At 30.7% G+C, this 15506-nt stretch carries 16 protein-coding genes; 5 read left to right on the top strand and 11 right to left on the bottom strand.

All coding sequences use genetic code 11. The annotated features are described in order from the left end of the window. Positions 1–473: 473 nt before the first annotated feature. Complete coding sequence (locus KKI44_RS08070; RefSeq protein ID WP_185205013.1) at positions 474–1499, top strand: hypothetical protein; 1026 nt, start codon at positions 474–476, stop codon at positions 1497–1499. Positions 1500–1504: 5 nt separating this feature from the next. Continuing rightward, positions 1505–2185, top strand: coding sequence for a hypothetical protein (locus tag KKI44_RS08075; protein WP_002977304.1), 681 nt, complete (start codon positions 1505–1507; stop codon positions 2183–2185). A 654-nt stretch (positions 2186–2839) separates the two neighbouring features. Here the strand turns inward: KKI44_RS08075 and KKI44_RS08080 are convergent. The 7 genes from KKI44_RS08080 to KKI44_RS08110 all read right to left on the bottom strand — a co-directional run bounded on the left by KKI44_RS08080 (position 2840) and on the right by KKI44_RS08110 (position 8146). Further along, positions 2840–3121, bottom strand: a complete 282-nt coding sequence (locus KKI44_RS08080; protein WP_214590573.1) for a hypothetical protein — start codon at positions 3119–3121, stop codon at positions 2840–2842. Positions 3122–3190: 69 nt separating this feature from the next. Beyond that, positions 3191–4243: a hypothetical protein gene (locus KKI44_RS08085; protein ID WP_214590574.1), complete on the bottom strand. Its 1053-nt coding sequence runs from the start codon at positions 4241–4243 to the stop codon at positions 3191–3193. Between the two features lie 433 nt (positions 4244–4676). Further along, positions 4677–5123, bottom strand: a complete 447-nt coding sequence (locus tag KKI44_RS08090) for a hypothetical protein (protein ID WP_002977302.1) — start codon at positions 5121–5123, stop codon at positions 4677–4679. 109 nt (positions 5124–5232) lie between these two features. Beyond that, the gene (locus KKI44_RS08095; RefSeq protein ID WP_002977301.1) at positions 5233–5709 is read right to left on the bottom strand and encodes a hypothetical protein; all 477 of its coding nucleotides are present in this window, start codon (positions 5707–5709) and stop codon (positions 5233–5235) included. Between the two features lie 362 nt (positions 5710–6071). Next, the gene (locus tag KKI44_RS08100) at positions 6072–7028 is read right to left on the bottom strand and encodes a zincin-like metallopeptidase domain-containing protein (protein WP_002977297.1); all 957 of its coding nucleotides are present in this window, start codon (positions 7026–7028) and stop codon (positions 6072–6074) included. 259 nt (positions 7029–7287) lie between these two features. Beyond that, positions 7288–7713, bottom strand: coding sequence for a hypothetical protein (locus KKI44_RS08105; protein ID WP_002977295.1), 426 nt, complete (start codon positions 7711–7713; stop codon positions 7288–7290). Positions 7714–7786: 73 nt separating this feature from the next. Further along, entirely contained in the window at positions 7787–8146 is a 360-nt protein-coding gene (locus KKI44_RS08110) for a DUF6876 family protein (protein ID WP_002977293.1), read from the bottom strand. A gap of 360 nt (positions 8147–8506) precedes the next feature. Here KKI44_RS08110 and KKI44_RS08115 point away from each other — a divergent pair, with 360 nt between their 5' ends. From KKI44_RS08115 to KKI44_RS08125, 3 genes are all read left to right on the top strand, one after another. Then, positions 8507–9220, top strand: coding sequence for a hypothetical protein (locus KKI44_RS08115; RefSeq protein WP_002977288.1), 714 nt, complete (start codon positions 8507–8509; stop codon positions 9218–9220). Positions 9221–9350: 130 nt separating this feature from the next. After that, the gene (locus KKI44_RS08120) at positions 9351–9896 is read left to right on the top strand and encodes a hypothetical protein (RefSeq protein ID WP_002977286.1); all 546 of its coding nucleotides are present in this window, start codon (positions 9351–9353) and stop codon (positions 9894–9896) included. Next, the gene (locus tag KKI44_RS08125) at positions 9893–11215 is read left to right on the top strand and encodes a hypothetical protein (RefSeq protein WP_002977285.1); all 1323 of its coding nucleotides are present in this window, start codon (positions 9893–9895) and stop codon (positions 11213–11215) included. The genes KKI44_RS08120 and KKI44_RS08125 overlap by 4 nt, the downstream gene beginning before the upstream one ends. A gap of 46 nt (positions 11216–11261) precedes the next feature. Here KKI44_RS08125 and KKI44_RS08130 read toward each other — a convergent pair whose 3' ends face one another. The 4 genes from KKI44_RS08130 to KKI44_RS08145 form a co-directional block, all read right to left on the bottom strand. After that, the gene (locus KKI44_RS08130) at positions 11262–11948 is read right to left on the bottom strand and encodes a hypothetical protein (protein WP_002977283.1); all 687 of its coding nucleotides are present in this window, start codon (positions 11946–11948) and stop codon (positions 11262–11264) included. A 51-nt stretch (positions 11949–11999) separates the two neighbouring features. Further along, positions 12000–13688, bottom strand: a complete 1689-nt coding sequence (locus tag KKI44_RS08135) for a phospholipase D-like domain-containing protein (RefSeq protein ID WP_164720334.1) — start codon at positions 13686–13688, stop codon at positions 12000–12002. Positions 13689–13921: 233 nt separating this feature from the next. Beyond that, the gene (locus tag KKI44_RS08140) at positions 13922–14749 is read right to left on the bottom strand and encodes a PRTRC system ThiF family protein (RefSeq protein WP_002977279.1); all 828 of its coding nucleotides are present in this window, start codon (positions 14747–14749) and stop codon (positions 13922–13924) included. Then, complete coding sequence (locus KKI44_RS08145) at positions 14749–15489, bottom strand: PRTRC system protein B (RefSeq protein ID WP_002977276.1); 741 nt, start codon at positions 15487–15489, stop codon at positions 14749–14751. The genes KKI44_RS08140 and KKI44_RS08145 overlap by 1 nt, the downstream gene beginning before the upstream one ends. Positions 15490–15506: the final 17 nt, after the last annotated feature.

The following is a 15506-nucleotide window of genomic DNA, read 5'->3' on the forward strand; positions in this document are numbered from 1 at the left end:
GCAGACGAAAAGTAAAATTTTGTTTCTGTTAGGTATAAATGATAAGATCTTTAAAATTCGCAATTATGATCTATCACATTTAATGAGTGATAGAAATCTCTATTGGTAACCTCACATCCAAATATATAGCAATAATGAAAAGCGATGACGCATTAAAATCAGAAGTTGAGATTATATCTGAATACTTTAGAAATACAAACAACAGTATTTGGTTAAAAGAAGGGCTCCGTGGTTCAATCTCAAGTGAAATTGACAGCTATAACTCTCTTATAGAAAATCTTCAAAACAAGAGAAAAATGTTTTCCGGAATTGATCTAACTATTTCACCTTTTAATTCCTCAGGAGCAGACTTCAAAATAATTATAAAAAATGACAGCGAAAGACTGCAGCTACTCTCGGGATTGCTAAATTTTCGATCCAAGCAAATAAATGATTTAGATAACAAATTACATAACAATCATAATATTAACAACATGGAAAATAATGTATTTCAATCCAAAAAAGCCGATTTAGAAGTAAAAATCGAACTGCCCAATCAAGAGAAACCGTTTTTTGAAAAAATGTCCACTCCTAATAATTTGGTTAATATGCTGCAAAAAGCGGGGCAGAAATTAAATCCAAATGAGACACTACGCGTTAATTTGAACGGTACTTCATTAGTGCTCACCAAAGAACAAACCGAGAAGCCAGAAATTCTTCAAAACCTGGAAACAGAATACAATAAAGTTAACAGGCTAAAAAACGGGCATCCTGAAGAAAATAGAAATCTACAAGATTTAAAAGATCAGATCAAGTATTTAGGTTTTGGCGAAGAACAAAAAGTTCATACGGAACTGGCTGATAATTTAGCTTCAGATAAAAAAGAATTTATCATCAATATTTCTTCAGATAAAGCATCTTTCAAAAACAATGAAATCAATTTTGAGCTGAAATTTCAAAAATCTGAAAAAAATGAAAACTTCTACTTAAACTCTTTCCTTGCAAATCTTAAGAACAATGAGAAGGATGTCAACTTAAACCATACATTTTCCGCTAATGGAAACTTTACGGCTAAAGAAGCGATCAATCTTTTAGAAGGCAGATCTGTTAAAACGGAGATTTATAATAAACATTTGGATGCAAAAGAGGATGCTTTTGTAAAGCTACAATTGAATGAAGAAAAGAATGAAAAAGGAAATTTCAAGCTTCAGGTTTTTAATAAAAACTACGGAATTGACATTGAAAAGATCATTGATAAAGCAAAACTTCATTTTGATAACGATAAGCACAGAGAAATTACCACCAAATCACTTGAAAAAGGCAATATTGTTTCGGTAAAATTTTCAGATCTGAAAAATAATATAGTCGAAGGAAAAGCAATTCTCAACCCCCAATACAAGATGCTGAATCTGTATGATAATAAGATGAAAAGATTCAACTCTAATGAGCAGGCCTTTCAAAAGGATAATTCGGAAACTAATGAGGTAAAGAATCAGCAGAGCCATTCCCGAAAAATTTAATATCTATGAGAGTTTTTGCTTTATTATTCTTTTGTTTATTTCTAGTTTCTTGTAATAAGGGAAAAAAAATTCAAAGTAAAAGAGGTGGAATTGATATAGTCACGAATATTTATTACAGTGCTTCAAAAGGTCTTGAAGAGCACCAACAGATCATTTTGTCCAAAATGAACTACCAGGATAAGGACTTAATAGAATTAGTCCCCAATATTCAAATTCCAGAAATAATTGACAGTGTATATTATATCCGTGATTCATTATATTTCAGCATTGGAAATACTTTACAGTCAAAATCTTTGATTTTTAAAGATCAAAAATTTGAAAATGGTAGAAATGTCAAAAATAAAAGGTACGGAGCAATGTGGATTGACTTACCTATATCCAACTATCAGCAACGGAAAAATCTAAATGACACTGTACTTTATGGAAAAAAACACTTTAAAAGATTCCAAATTATAAGTAGAGAGACCTACAGTATTTTCTATCTAAATAAAACCGATACTATTCTACCCTATTCTCTTAATCCGCTTGCTGACAAGGACTATGGAGGACGGCTTGAAAGAATTGACAGCTATGATAAAAAAAGAGATTTATTCACAACAATCGTATTGCTGCCTAGGAAACGATGGGATAAAGAAGCTGCGGATATTTTTGAATATAATCATCAAACAAATATTGATTCCAAATAAAAAATCCCAAGCCAAATTGGCTTGGGATTTTTTATTTGATTGAAGTACGTTTTTTTGAAAGTTTAATCAACACTTGATCTGAATCTTTAATTTCAATTAATTGCTCTTCTATAAATAAAAACACATTTTTATCCAAAATAAAAATATCAAAAACAGTGTATCGCTGTTTTGAAAAAAATTTCCCCGTCAAAATAATGCAATTATTATACTTGACTGGAGGAGAAAGCTTAAGAGTAACTTTAGATTTGTTTGTCTTAGCGTAGAAGACAATAAATTTTCTTTTTTCGCTGTACTCAAGAACAAAATAATGTTTGTTATTTAGAACTTTTAGTGAAGTTAAGTAAAATAGGTTTTGAGCATCAATTTCGATCTCTTTTTTTTGATCATGACTATAAATTACGTTATTAAATATTTAAAAAATCAAATAATTTAGTGATAAATATTGCTTCGACAATACAAAGAAAAAGTTTTAAACAAAAAAATCCCCAAGAAGATGGGGATAAAAACTAATAACCATGAAAACTCAAATTAAACTTGAGAATCGCGGCAAAGGTATAAAATATCAGATGATACTTTGTCTCAGGACAATACAATGGCTCTATCCAATCAATTCTAATTATCAATGGAAGCTCCCACTAAATATTTAAAAGCTCACTAATTATATTGATTACCTTCTAAATTTTCTATATCATCTTCCCAGTGAGGTCTATTAAAGCCACTTACTGAATCAGCCAAAAGCAAATCATTTTTTAGAACAGGATAATGGCTTTGTTTATAAAAACAGGTAGTTTCAGCCCAATCAAAATTATTACTGGAAGCAAGCAGCTGAATACTATTACAATGTATCGCTCGGATATCTTTTTCTTTATAATCAAATCCCTGTATTATTTCCTCCGACTTCAAAAATCTTTTTCTTTCTACATATGGTCCGTCCAAATTTTCATAGCCGATATGAATAATTCCTGGACCATCAAGTGGTATTTGATCTACTGCTTTTACAAGAAGTCATTTTACGTCCTTTGCTTTCATATTTATAGAATGTTCGGAGACACTTGTCCATTTAAGAATACTTATACTTCCTACTTTGTCAATGTAAAGATTTAGAATATCAAAATTTTTATCCTTACCCAATTTATATAGTTCATCGTGGTTAAATACGGTCACATAATTACCCCCACTTTCATATTTTCCAATGCAAACCTCAATTAATTCCGGTGAATTGTTTCTAATATCTCTTTCTTTTAATTCTCTATTTATAGAAGCCAAGTTCAACGGTCTAAATGAAATTTCAATTTCAGAAGTTTGAATTTGTGCTCTTTTATCTCCACTATGAATTTTAAGATATTCATTAAAACAATCAACTAAAATATTTTCGCCTGTCTCTGAAACTGGAACCTTAAAAATAATATCAATGGAATACGACAATTTATATTCTTGCAAAATGGCAGTCAATCGTAAAGATCTGTTTTGCCATTCTGACCTTTCGCTTTCAGAATAATCCGGAACTTTCTGCATTCTTTTACATTCAACCCAATATTGTTGTCCATCTTTTCTAATCTGCAAGTCCGGAGATTTATAATAAGTGCTTTCAGGTATAAAGGATACTTTCCATCCATTTTTACAATATAAATTTGCAACTGCCAGTTCAAAAAAAATGGTATCAGGGTGATTCTTTTTTTCGTTCAATAATTCCTCAATCTTTTTCTCTATCCCATCAATCTCAAGAAGTGTTGAAAGATTCTTCCCTATCATCGAAAAAAACGGAAATATACGAGCGGATTGTAGAGCGTCACCAGATAAAGGTCTTTCAAAGATACTTTCTACCAGATACATATACCATGCAATCCAGTCATCATAAAAAGCAATTGGCATGACGAGTTTGCCATCTTTACTTTCCGCTTTTTTAAATCCATACTGAATAGCTTCAACCTCACGAAAATATGATACAACTTTGTCTCGTCTTTTCAACCATCTTTCATCTCCCATTCTCGACACAAAAAAATTCAATGCTTTTTTTGCATCTATCGCCCAAGGTTCTTTTATGTAAATATTCACCATTTTAAGTAATTACTATTTTATATCTAATATACTTTAAATTTGAAAATGATTGAGATCATTCTGAATGAGCATTTAAAATATGATTAATTGAGTATTTTAAGTTAAAATTTCAACGAGTTCCGAGTTAGTAATAATCCTTTTGAAAAAAGGCAAGATACTCTTTTGTAGGCTCATTTTATATAAATGGACGTCCAAAAGGACATCTTGCACCACAAAAAAAACAAATTATTTTTACAATATCATCTTCAAAAGCCATTTTTTAAAAGTTGAAATCAACATTTGCAATAATGTGTAAACCTACAATTGAACAATTATATAAATATATATTGACAGTATTATTGAATTATATAAACATATAATTCAACAATTCAATAAATACATACTACCGTATTTATACAATTATATATTTAAATTGATGTAGAAATATAGAATGTTATAATTCAACAGAAAAAAATTCCAAAGGAGTTTTGCTGACAAAAGAAACAAGAAATTCAAAAAAAGCGGAAATAGAATAGCTTGAAGAATCAGATTTTTCATTGATGTAATAAGTGTGCATCAATTCATAATAAAGATCAGAATATTTTAGTGGAAGTAGAAAATTGATACTTTCCAATATTCTTTCTTCTTTTGTATTTTCAATCTTAGTTCCTCTCTTTTTATAAAAAACAAGATACTGCTCATTAGGAGCGGTAACCTTATGATATTTTTGCTGAAAACTCTTTTGAACATTCAGTAATGTGACACATAAATAATGTCTATAGGAAAATAGGGATAACAGGTCGTTATCCTTGTAATAAGTAAAACTGCAAATCTTAAAATTGTCCACTAAAGACTTATCGGTTTTTACCAATAAGTTTTTGGTTGCTTTTTTTGCGCACATAGAATGCTTATTTATTAGCCAACTTGCCGATTCAACGACAACAAATTATTACAAATGTAAAACTAAAACCGAAAAATATAAATCATATTTTTACGGCTTTACAAATTATTTAAAGCACAATAGACAATTTTATTTTGTCTTTTTTAAGTTTCTGAACCATTTCAACAGCTTTCTGTCGTTGGAAAACATAATATGCCAACTCTTTTGAAGGGCTGAAAAGGGGTAATTTTCCATTATAAATTCTTATAAACTTGGAATAATACAATCCTTCGTCAGAGGTAAAAATATATATTTTCCTGTGAGAAGCATAATTAATCCAGTCCGCTAATTTATCTTTCAAAATAGCCGGGTCATTTTTAAGTTTAATGGTAAATGATTCATTTCCTTCAAAAGAATCATCTTTAAAAATAAGATTAAAATTACTGACATAGCAGCTTAAAACAATATTGTTTTCAGTTACCATTAAGGGATTATTGATATCTCCCAGTAAATCAATGGTAACATCATTTGCTTTAAAGAACTGTTTTATTAGAAAATTCCTTCTTGCAATGTCCGTAAATAAATTGTGATTTGTACTCTCTTCCATTTCATTGTTATCAGAATTAAACAAATATACTATTTTTTACCTATTAAACCAATTTAAAATATTTTACCTATTGTTTCAAAAATATTTTTATATTTACATATTCTTATTAATCAGAATTAATAATGAAAAGAATAATAAAATTTGTGGTGTACGGAGCAATAGCGTTTTACATATTTCTGTTTGCGTTTATAGGTAATACCACTGACAATAATAATGCAAGAAAAATATCTCTAACTTTAGTTATTATCGTCGTTGGCTGGAATGTCTTGAAGAATCCTTTAAAAAGATTCTTTAGGAAAATATTTAATAATAATTCTTGACGATAATAGAAAAGGCTGCCCTATGGCAGCCTTATTATTTTATCAAAGTTGTTCAAGAAATTTCTTTGCTTTTTTAGATGATGCAAATGCTTTCTTGATATTTTCCTCACGCTTAGATGTATTTTTGACAGACCAGCTTTTAAGATATCTTACGGAATTGATAAACTCCTTAGTAATTCCAAATTGGAGGCAGATTAGCATACTACCCATTTCTGCAATAAGTTCTTCAAAAGAGTAACTTGTTAAATCTGAATGACCTTTTAATTCTCTTTTTAATCTGCTTTCGTGACCAGTCCAGTGAATGATCTCGTGAAATAATGTAGAATAATATTTATCTTCAGATATAAAATATTTCTTTTCTGGAATTGAAATTATATCTGTTAAAGGCGTATAATAAGCTGTACTAGAAAGAGTTTGCCTAACTGTTAGATTACCGTTAGTAATAATTGAATTGATAAATTCTTCACTATTACATTGTTCCTGAAAATCCAGTACTAGATTTTCCTCTTCAATGACAGTATCAATATTTAGATCGGCTATATTTTCAATCAGTTCAGCATTAAAAACGGTATAATTCTTTAAACAGCTGATCTTATTAATATTTTCTCTTTCATTCACCGACATTTCTAATACTTGTTCTCTGCTATAGATTTTACCCGTCTCTCTATGTTTGTAGATGAAGCTAAAAAATTCAATGATTGTACCTTTTGCTCCTTTTTTTAGTCTGCCACCGGCTTTCGAAATAGAGTTGAATGTCGCATAATCGGCGGTTTGGAAATTATTGATTAAAGCATCAATATAAAGAGCTACTGTGTTAAAGCCTTGATATTGCTTTTTTGTAAAAAGATTTTTCGGCATTTGAAATTGCACATCAGCATAATGTTCCCAGTCCTGCGGATTAACTTTATCAAGGTTTTCGAGTATTTTTAAAATGAATCTATCTTCATTTTTTTCTTGTGAAGAATCTTTTGAATTACTTTTTTTTGTGAATGTTTTCATAATACTTTATTTAATATTCTGACTTTTCTATTGTTTTATGTGCATTCCAAAAGAAATCTGTCATTCAATAAAACCGGAATGAAAGAATGTAATGAAGGCTTTGAAATCTTTTTGTTCGAAGAATTCAGGAGTGTCTGAAATTATAGCTATGCTGTAATTATAGAGACCCAAAAAGATTTTTTGATTGGAGGATGGATTTCTAATTTCGCATAAGAAAACCGAGAAAGTCAGAATATAAAGGATTAGAAAACAATTAAAATTATTCAATCCTTATTGATAATAATCTTTGAAGATGCTGTGATTTTTTCAAATCGACATATTTGATAAATTCAGGTGTCTTTTTGAACTTCTGAAGTGCTCTGATAAACTTGAAATCTGATTCAATTACACTTGAGACTTTTATACAGGCAGTTCCAATATCTCCAAAGCAGTTGCCTATTCCAAATAAGAGAGAATAGTAAGTTTCTGTAGTAAGCGGTCGGTCATAATGGGCTAGTATCTTTTTACCTTCTTCATCTTCATTTAAAAATCTAAGTTCTTCATTGAACATTGCCTGTGTAAAGAAAACACCATAGTCAACGCCATTGAAATTTTCATAGTTCAAATCAAAGTTTTCTTTCAGAAAGTTATTTACTTCCTCAGCTAATTGAGCTTCTTTTAAATATATAATTGAATAAGTTCCCATAAAATTTATAAGTATTCTTAAGTTTGGAATTTGATAAAACGATTACCTATACATCGTGAGGTTTTCATATTATTTAGTGTTCGCTTGGAAGTAATAGTACATTACCCTCTTTCCAGATGGTAAATTCTTCAAAAAAGAAGTCAGAGAATGGAATAATGGCTGACATTAACTGATTTTCATTTCCGTCAGATGCAGAAAGACTAAACTGCTCATCCTTGATTCTTTTAATCGTCCATACTTGAAAATCTTCACTTTGAAATTTTTGAGAAGTCTGATAAGATGCTATACAGTCCAGAAACCAGTAGCACTCTTCTTCATATGCCACATTTTTGACTCCGTCAGTCAATAATATTCCAAAGATGTAGGAATAGTACTGCTCAGTTCCTGTAAACTGATTGTAAAAATCATTAGCTGAGATTTTGGGATTTTTCATAATTGCCAATTTTTTGGGTTAATATTTAAATTGTTGAGAGCAGTTGATATTTTAACAGCATTGTTTTATAATCTACTTTCTCCCTGTTTTTCATTGCTTCTGACGAAAGAAATTCAGATTCAATACAAAACCGCAATGAAGTATGTAATGGAGGCTATGAAATATTTTTGTCCTTCGGATTTAGGAGTATCTGAAAAAAATGGCGCAGCATTTTATTTAGAAACCCAAAAAGATTTTTTTGTACAGAAACTGTATTTATAGTTTTGCAAACCGAAAACACGGAACATTTAGATTATAGCAGGTTTAAGAGAACTATTATCTATACAACAACAGCTGGATATTTACTATATTTGGTAGCATATGTGGATAAAAGAAAAACCTCAGCAATTATTGGATTCAGGAAGTACAACAGCCAATTTTTTATACAAAAAAGGAAAGGTTTATGTGATGGATAATCATCTATGTGCAGCGTGGTGCTGGTTACAGGAAACAGATATCACTAAATCATACGACTTCTATCATATTGACAGACATAATGACCTATTATACCCTATTCCATCTATCAAGGAAGATTTATTAAATGATAATGTTGATCTTGAAAAAATTACATTTGAAGAATATGTTGAACTTAATGAAAATCATCCGGAGGAACTCAATATAAAAGCTCCGTTGTTCCGCTGGGATAATTATATATTAAATCTAAATGAAGTATATCCGAATTTCTTTGGAACTACACATTTTATAACCAAAGAGCCATATCCGGAAAATGAATTTATAGATTGGGAGTATAAGATAGAAGACTTTCTTAACAGCTTACATCATTGGCTGAAAGATTCCAAAAATGGCGGTATAGTAAATTTGGATATAGATTTCTTTTATTCTAACAGTAAAGGCTATTATCAGATTTATTCTGATGAATTGATCAGAAAAGTCGGGAATGTATTAGTTGAAAATATGGATAAGATAGATGTCATTACAATTGCATTAAGCCCTGAATGCTGTGGAGGTTGGGAAAATGCCTTTAAAACAATGAAAATTCTTGACGAAGTACTCGATTTAGGTATGGAAATGTAATAACTCTTAGTTGCAACAACTCTATATTTTTTTGATAACAAAATCAAGATTAAAAGTAGTTTAGAATGACAATTGACAACTAAAACGATTAATTTGTATATTTGGTGAAAACAATAACTTTAATAACTTAATGACAGAACTTCATCTTGATCTTACTTTAGATAAGCTACAAGGCCCACCAAAAGAGCATATAAAAGTTCACAATTATTGGGCTGCTGTTGGACTTGATCGCTATCATAAAGACTCTAAGGCTGAATTTGAATTTACCATTGACGGAAAATCCAGCAAAAACATTGTTACTTGGGATTCCAATTTTTCAAAAGTAACAATGAAGGAGGATAAAGATATTGCTAATCACGGTGGTGTTGCATTGGCTTGGTTTGTAATGTCAGTAATAATGGATTACAAATATGTAGAACAAACTGAAATTGGCGATGGCGTTGACTATAGATTTTCTAAAACTGAACCTGATGATGATGATTTGAATTTTCTTGACGAAGAATATCATTATGTAGAAATATCCGGTATTTTGGAGGAAAACAAATCAAATACCTTAATAAATCGCATAAAAAAGAAACACGAGCAAATTAATAGAGGTTCAAAAAGAGACCAATCATCATCTGTCGTTGTCACACTTTTTGCCAAACCTACAACCATAAAAGAAATTCATAAATGAAACCAAAGTTACAACATAGAGAAGCTATGGATTACTCATTTAAGGCTAAGCAGGCTTTAGATGAAGGTGACTTTGATGCTTCATTAGAACTATACAAAACGGCAGCTAAATTAGAAAGTGAGGTTGCAGATTTCTATTTCGACAAACCAGACCTTGAACCCACAAGGAGTATACTGGTAAGAAGTGCTGCGTTTTTAAATTTAAAAGCTGGACAGATAGAGGAGGCACAAAAGTTTATTTTTTTTGGGTTAACTAACAGTAAAGATGAAGAGGTTAAGGAACAATTGTATGACGCCTTAGAGATTTTAGTTTCTTTAAAAAATATTAATCCTTTTGGGCAGACAAAAGAATATACCTATTTAAGTATTCTTAGACAAAATAGCACACATTATACTATTGAGCCTACCAAGCTTGAATTTGGTCATTCTGTTACTTTAGAAATGATTAAAGACTTTACAGATAATTATTTGAAATCATTAAAGGCATATGCACTTACTAAAGTTAGGCGTTTGGTCAAATTTAGAGATGACAGTATAAGTGAACTTCAAAAAGAAATTGATAGAATTATTAATCCGGTCATCACAAACTCAAGTTATGGAAGTTTTCGATTTTCAATTGCTAATGATTGGATGAAAAGAAATGACGAAGAAAAGGAAATTGTTAATTTAAAATCAAATATTGTTAAAAATTTCCATAATGAAATTTTCATTAATCCTCTTGGTGAACAAGAAATTACCGAAATCAAAGAAGAATTTTCAGAGGAGGAAATAAATGAAATATTCAGGCCATTAGCCAAAATCAAATCAAATAATTCCGGTTACAGCATTGGAGTTTATGACACAGATTCATTTTCAAAAAAGTATATTCCAAAAATTGTTAACAAGCAAAAAAAGGAATTACTTACTACAAAAACATTGTCACAAGAGGATATAGGTGAGCTTGTTACTACAATTGCTCATAAACGTGTTTCTGAAAAAGGTAAAGTTTCAAAGAAAACAATTAGATCGGAAGAATTCAAAAAATATGAAACGACTTTCAAACTAAAGGAGATTGTACCAAAAGACAAACCGTCAGTTTTATTATCTGAGGAAATTCTGATAGATATGTTATTTGATTCAAATATCGGTTTTACATTTTCATTTGACGATTTCAAAATATCATACACTGATATCGAATATCAGAAAGCACTTGACGGATTTAATAATAGTTTTTATTCCAAAATAATTTCATTGATTAAAAAGACTGATTTGAACACTGAAGAAAATGATGACCTAAAAATCATAAGTAGATATATCGGAAATCTTGATGCCTTGAATTAAATAATATCTTAAACTACTTTTTTAAAAAAATCAGTAGTTTAAGTTATTATTTGTTATTGTTTCTCCATAAGAATTCAAATTTCAAAGAATTACTTCTTAATGTGTCAACCGTCTGTTTAAGCTCTTCGCAGTAATCACTTAGTCCAAGATTCATTTCAATTTCAGTTTGAATTTTCCAAAGTGATCGACCTAAGTAATTAATTTCGTTCCTTAATTCAACCATTCTATCTTCGGACATTTTAGAGTTCAAAACAAAATTTGACTCAGAACATACGTAGTCATCACCTGCAAGCACATATTCATTATCATCAGTTTGAATAAATCCTAGTTCGAGTGCCACTTTTTTCGACGCATCAGCAAAAGATTTTCCAATTTGATTTTCTGTGATAGTAATTGTTTGCTCATCTCTATTAATAAATAAGTGAAACAAAACTACATCCTTCATTGAGTTGGTCAAATGTCCATTTTTTCTATGTTCTGGTACAACATACCAATGTAAATCACTATACATATCCAAGACTACAGCTACATAAGTTTTAGTTTCATTTTTAATGAAGTAAAATTTTTTGAATCCGTCTGAAGATGTAATATTATCAGTTATTTTCGGTTTATTTATCCAGACCTTAGCGAAATCTACATTCGGGCTTAAAGGTCTAAGATAAATAACACTTTTTGTTCTCTTACCTTTATTATTTAAATCATCTATTAATTTTTGTAAAGCCTTGTTTGTCATAAGTATTTGGTAACATCGCTATGTAATTAAAAAGTCCCTGCAGCTAGTAAATCAGGAACAGATTAAATCTACAAACATTTTTTTTCTCTTATATTTTAATGCATTTTTATTGTAGAATGATTTTACCCAAGCAAGGTAGTCCGTCTTCAAATGCAATGGATTATCGTTCCCTGAAACTTTTCCCGACATTTCTAAAGCTTTAGATCGCGCATAATAATGATTAAAAATTCTTACAAATTCAGTAAAATAAAGATCACTTAAATCCTTATCACCTCTAATTACCAAAGTATTCTCATCATTATTCAAAATTGAATTATCACTATAATTTGCAGAACCGGAAATGACAATAGGATCTTCACCTAGAGGATCAATAAGTATAATTTTATTATGAATGAAATTTGTCCCTACTCCACTTGGCTTTGCATTCAATAGTAAACCTGAATGTTTTTCTGCGAGCCAATCATATAGACCATCTTTTAAATAAGTTCCATAAATTATTACATTATCATAATCGTTTGAAACTAATGTAGTATGTATAGATCTATTATTATCTAAGATGATGTATTTGAGATTTTCTGTATCTTTAGTTATTATTTCTTTCATATGCTTACTAAAAGAAAATGGAAACATTCCACAAATAAGACTTTTTGAATTATCCATATATTCAGCATACGTTTTAAGAATAGTTTTTTGTTCGCGGGGACTGAAAAATACGGTTATACCCTTGTTAAGATTATCATACAATATATCTTCTTGAATTTCCAAAGTTTGCTTACCTAACACTTCGTTAATTGGATCTTGTGCTAAATATTCCCAATATTGATGAAATTTTTGAGCGACCTCTTCATCTCTGATAATGTGAGCAGCGTTACATTGACCAAAAATTCCTTTTGCTGTTATATTGGTAGACCCCGATAATATCTCAATAGGTTTACCATCTTTCAGCAGTATCATAAATTTATTATGAGCAATATAGCTTTTATTTGCTTCTTCTTTTCTTGGAATTAAAATTTGTCTTGGAATGCCTGCTTCATTTATGGCAAGATTATTTGCTTTCTCCTCTCCTCTGGAATCATAAATTATCTTAACATCAACGCTTCTATCTTCATATGCATCTTTCAATGCTTCTAAAATGGGCAAATATTCAAACTCGTAAAAAGCAGCTCTAATACTATATGTTTCATCTTCAGCTTTTTTGATAAAGTTCAACAAAGCATCATCCAAGCCCTTACCAAGCCACTTTAATGCTCTCAAAGAATTCTCTTCAGATACTCCCTCTGACCAAGGTCTGATATTCCCAAACTCTCTAGCATATGCTAGGCTCCCCGCTACCCCACGGTTAAAATACACTGAGTGTTTTGAAGTACTTTCGTCGGGAATATTAACCTTGATTTTACAGCCAGGTCTATGCTCTAAAAATTTAGGCTTTCCATATACAGGAATTATATTGTAGATATAATCGTAGGTTGATTTTACAGTAAAATCCTCCCACATAAATGATTGGATAGGATGCTCAAAGCTGCTGAATAATTCATTTTTTACTGCGCTCCCAACAGTTTCTTCAAAATATTTAAATCCTTTTAAAAAGTACTTTTCATTTTCTATCAAATCTTCTCTTTCGATAGAAAATCCCAGTAGTCCCTCAGTTTGTTGTTGGGGCATATCAATCGAAAGTATCACTGCTGAAGTTCCTGCAACGCAGGTCACTTCAAGTCCGTTCTCTTTAGCACGTGTTCTCATTGCATTATTGTTTTCAAGGTTAATTACCATAAAGATAATAACAAACTATATTACAATGAGTTAAAAATAAATTAATTTTACAATCATATGATAAAATTTAAAAAGTCCGCAACCTTTTTTTAAAATATTAGGAATGGAATTAGATAGGTATATTTTAAAATGTGGTTGCTCCATATAGGCAAAAATGCGTTTTCGACCATAGGAGAAATTGCATTTTTGCCACCCGATTTCCATCAGGCAACTTTTATAGGCTGTGAGTTAAAATTTTGAAGATTCAGAAAAAATCCCCTGTTTTCGGTCATCCCATTTCGAAATAAATTCCAGAGGAGTGAGCCTCCTAATTGGGCTAAAGAAGAATTAATAAATAAATCCTGTTTCTCAAGTGCTTCTGCCAAACTGCAACTTGGAGTATCATCTACTGTTTCTGACTGTCTCAATAAATCACCGTATTCATCGGTTATAAAAGCAAGATTGGAAACCGTTTCATATTTTTGAGAATCAGGCTGTCTAATATCTCCGATTGTCGAGAGTAATACCTGTCCTGTACATTTACTGTTTCCAAAATCCATCCAATATTTTGCTGTATTACGATGTATATAAGTATCATCCAAAGTTTTTAAAACCTCAGCGATTTCAAATCTTGTTTTCACATTATCGACACAGGAAATAAAAATATTGGCGGTCATATTACTCGTAATCCTGTCCGAAGCGTCTCTTTGAAATTTTCTAGTCTCCGCTTTCCAAGCCGTTCCGAAAAATCGGTTTGTCCTGTTGATTAATGCTGTCGCTTTATTAAGTCCAAGTTCGCTTTCAGCAAAAAGCTGTCTGCCGAGATTTGCTTCTTCTACCCTATCATCATCCCATAACATTACAGAAAGTCCGGGATGATCCATTTCGTTAAGCGCATAATTTATTCTGCCCAAAGCAGTAAGCATCTGCGAACCCGTTCCTCCTGCCCCTATCAGATTTATAGATATTGGGTTTGTCGGCTGAATAAAATTACTATAGGTAAAATGAACTCTTGGCTTATTATTTACAATTGAATTATTTTGAATATTCATTACAGTAGGTTTTTTAATTTAAGATTAGATTTTATAAGCACATCATTTGGAAAATCCTTTCTGTTCTGAACAAGGTCTTTCCAAAGCGAGACACAATTTCCCTTTATAGGATTATGATTGTACATTAAGTGACTGAAATAGGAATTGAAAAAAAAATGCTCCCAAGTAGCCGTAAATTCTTCCAAGGAAGCTGACTTTTTAATTTTAGTATCAACGTTCCCCATACAAACACTCCCGTTATCATAGATGTTAAAAAATGGTGCGTGATATAGCGAAGTCTCTTCTGTTGGTCGCTGATTGTAATCAACAGCAAATATCTTCAAATGCAGTTTATCAGCACACCAAATTAAGGATGGTACTTTCGCTGTACCATTTGGTATTTCCAAATCCTTAGAAAAATATAATTCTCGTTCTGAAAATTCTGTGTACCAAATCACTTTTGCATTTTCTGAATTGTCGATGAGTAAAATATTAGAAGAAATAATTCCCTGTGGTTTAAGAAATTCTTTTTCTCTGCAATTTTGAATTTTAAGTCTTTTTGCTAAATATTTAGCTTCGTTGGTTGTAAGTGGATGTGCATTAATGGGACTGCCATCTTCATCCATATCAAAATATTCAACGTACATATCAGAAAGCTTATCATCACTTTCGTAGAAAACTAATGCTGATTTTGGATGATAAAGATTTTCAAAATCTTCTGTTACATCTTTTGCTTCAATATTATTATTTTTTCGTTTCATAACTAATTCGAGTTAAG

The organism is Chryseobacterium sp. ZHDP1, from assembly GCF_018603435.1.
Taxonomy (GTDB): Bacteria; Bacteroidota; Bacteroidia; order Flavobacteriales; family Weeksellaceae; genus Chryseobacterium; species Chryseobacterium indicum.

Bases quoted from the DNA above. Each gene is read 5' to 3' on its own strand.
- KKI44_RS08070 (WP_185205013.1), top strand. From the start codon at position 474: ATGGAAAATAATGTATTTCAATCCAAAAAAGCCGATTTAGAAGTAAAA.
- KKI44_RS08075 (WP_002977304.1), top strand. From the start codon at position 1,505: ATGAGAGTTTTTGCTTTATTATTCTTTTGTTTATTTCTAGTTTCTTGT.
- KKI44_RS08085 (WP_214590574.1), bottom strand. From the start codon at position 4,243: ATGGTGAATATTTACATAAAAGAACCTTGGGCGATAGATGCAAAAAAA.
- KKI44_RS08090 (WP_002977302.1), bottom strand. From the start codon at position 5,123: ATGTGCGCAAAAAAAGCAACCAAAAACTTATTGGTAAAAACCGATAAG.
- KKI44_RS08095 (WP_002977301.1), bottom strand. From the start codon at position 5,709: ATGGAAGAGAGTACAAATCACAATTTATTTACGGACATTGCAAGAAGG.
- KKI44_RS08100 (WP_002977297.1), bottom strand. From the start codon at position 7,028: ATGAAAACATTCACAAAAAAAAGTAATTCAAAAGATTCTTCACAAGAA.
- KKI44_RS08105 (WP_002977295.1), bottom strand. From the start codon at position 7,713: ATGGGAACTTATTCAATTATATATTTAAAAGAAGCTCAATTAGCTGAG.
- KKI44_RS08110 (WP_002977293.1), bottom strand. From the start codon at position 8,146: ATGAAAAATCCCAAAATCTCAGCTAATGATTTTTACAATCAGTTTACA.
- KKI44_RS08115 (WP_002977288.1), top strand. From the start codon at position 8,507: ATGTGGATAAAAGAAAAACCTCAGCAATTATTGGATTCAGGAAGTACA.
- KKI44_RS08120 (WP_002977286.1), top strand. From the start codon at position 9,351: ATGACAGAACTTCATCTTGATCTTACTTTAGATAAGCTACAAGGCCCA.
- KKI44_RS08125 (WP_002977285.1), top strand. From the start codon at position 9,893: ATGAAACCAAAGTTACAACATAGAGAAGCTATGGATTACTCATTTAAG.
- KKI44_RS08130 (WP_002977283.1), bottom strand. From the start codon at position 11,948: ATGACAAACAAGGCTTTACAAAAATTAATAGATGATTTAAATAATAAA.
- KKI44_RS08135 (WP_164720334.1), bottom strand. From the start codon at position 13,688: ATGAGAACACGTGCTAAAGAGAACGGACTTGAAGTGACCTGCGTTGCA.
- KKI44_RS08140 (WP_002977279.1), bottom strand. From the start codon at position 14,749: ATGAATATTCAAAATAATTCAATTGTAAATAATAAGCCAAGAGTTCAT.
- KKI44_RS08145 (WP_002977276.1), bottom strand. From the start codon at position 15,489: ATGAAACGAAAAAATAATAATATTGAAGCAAAAGATGTAACAGAAGAT.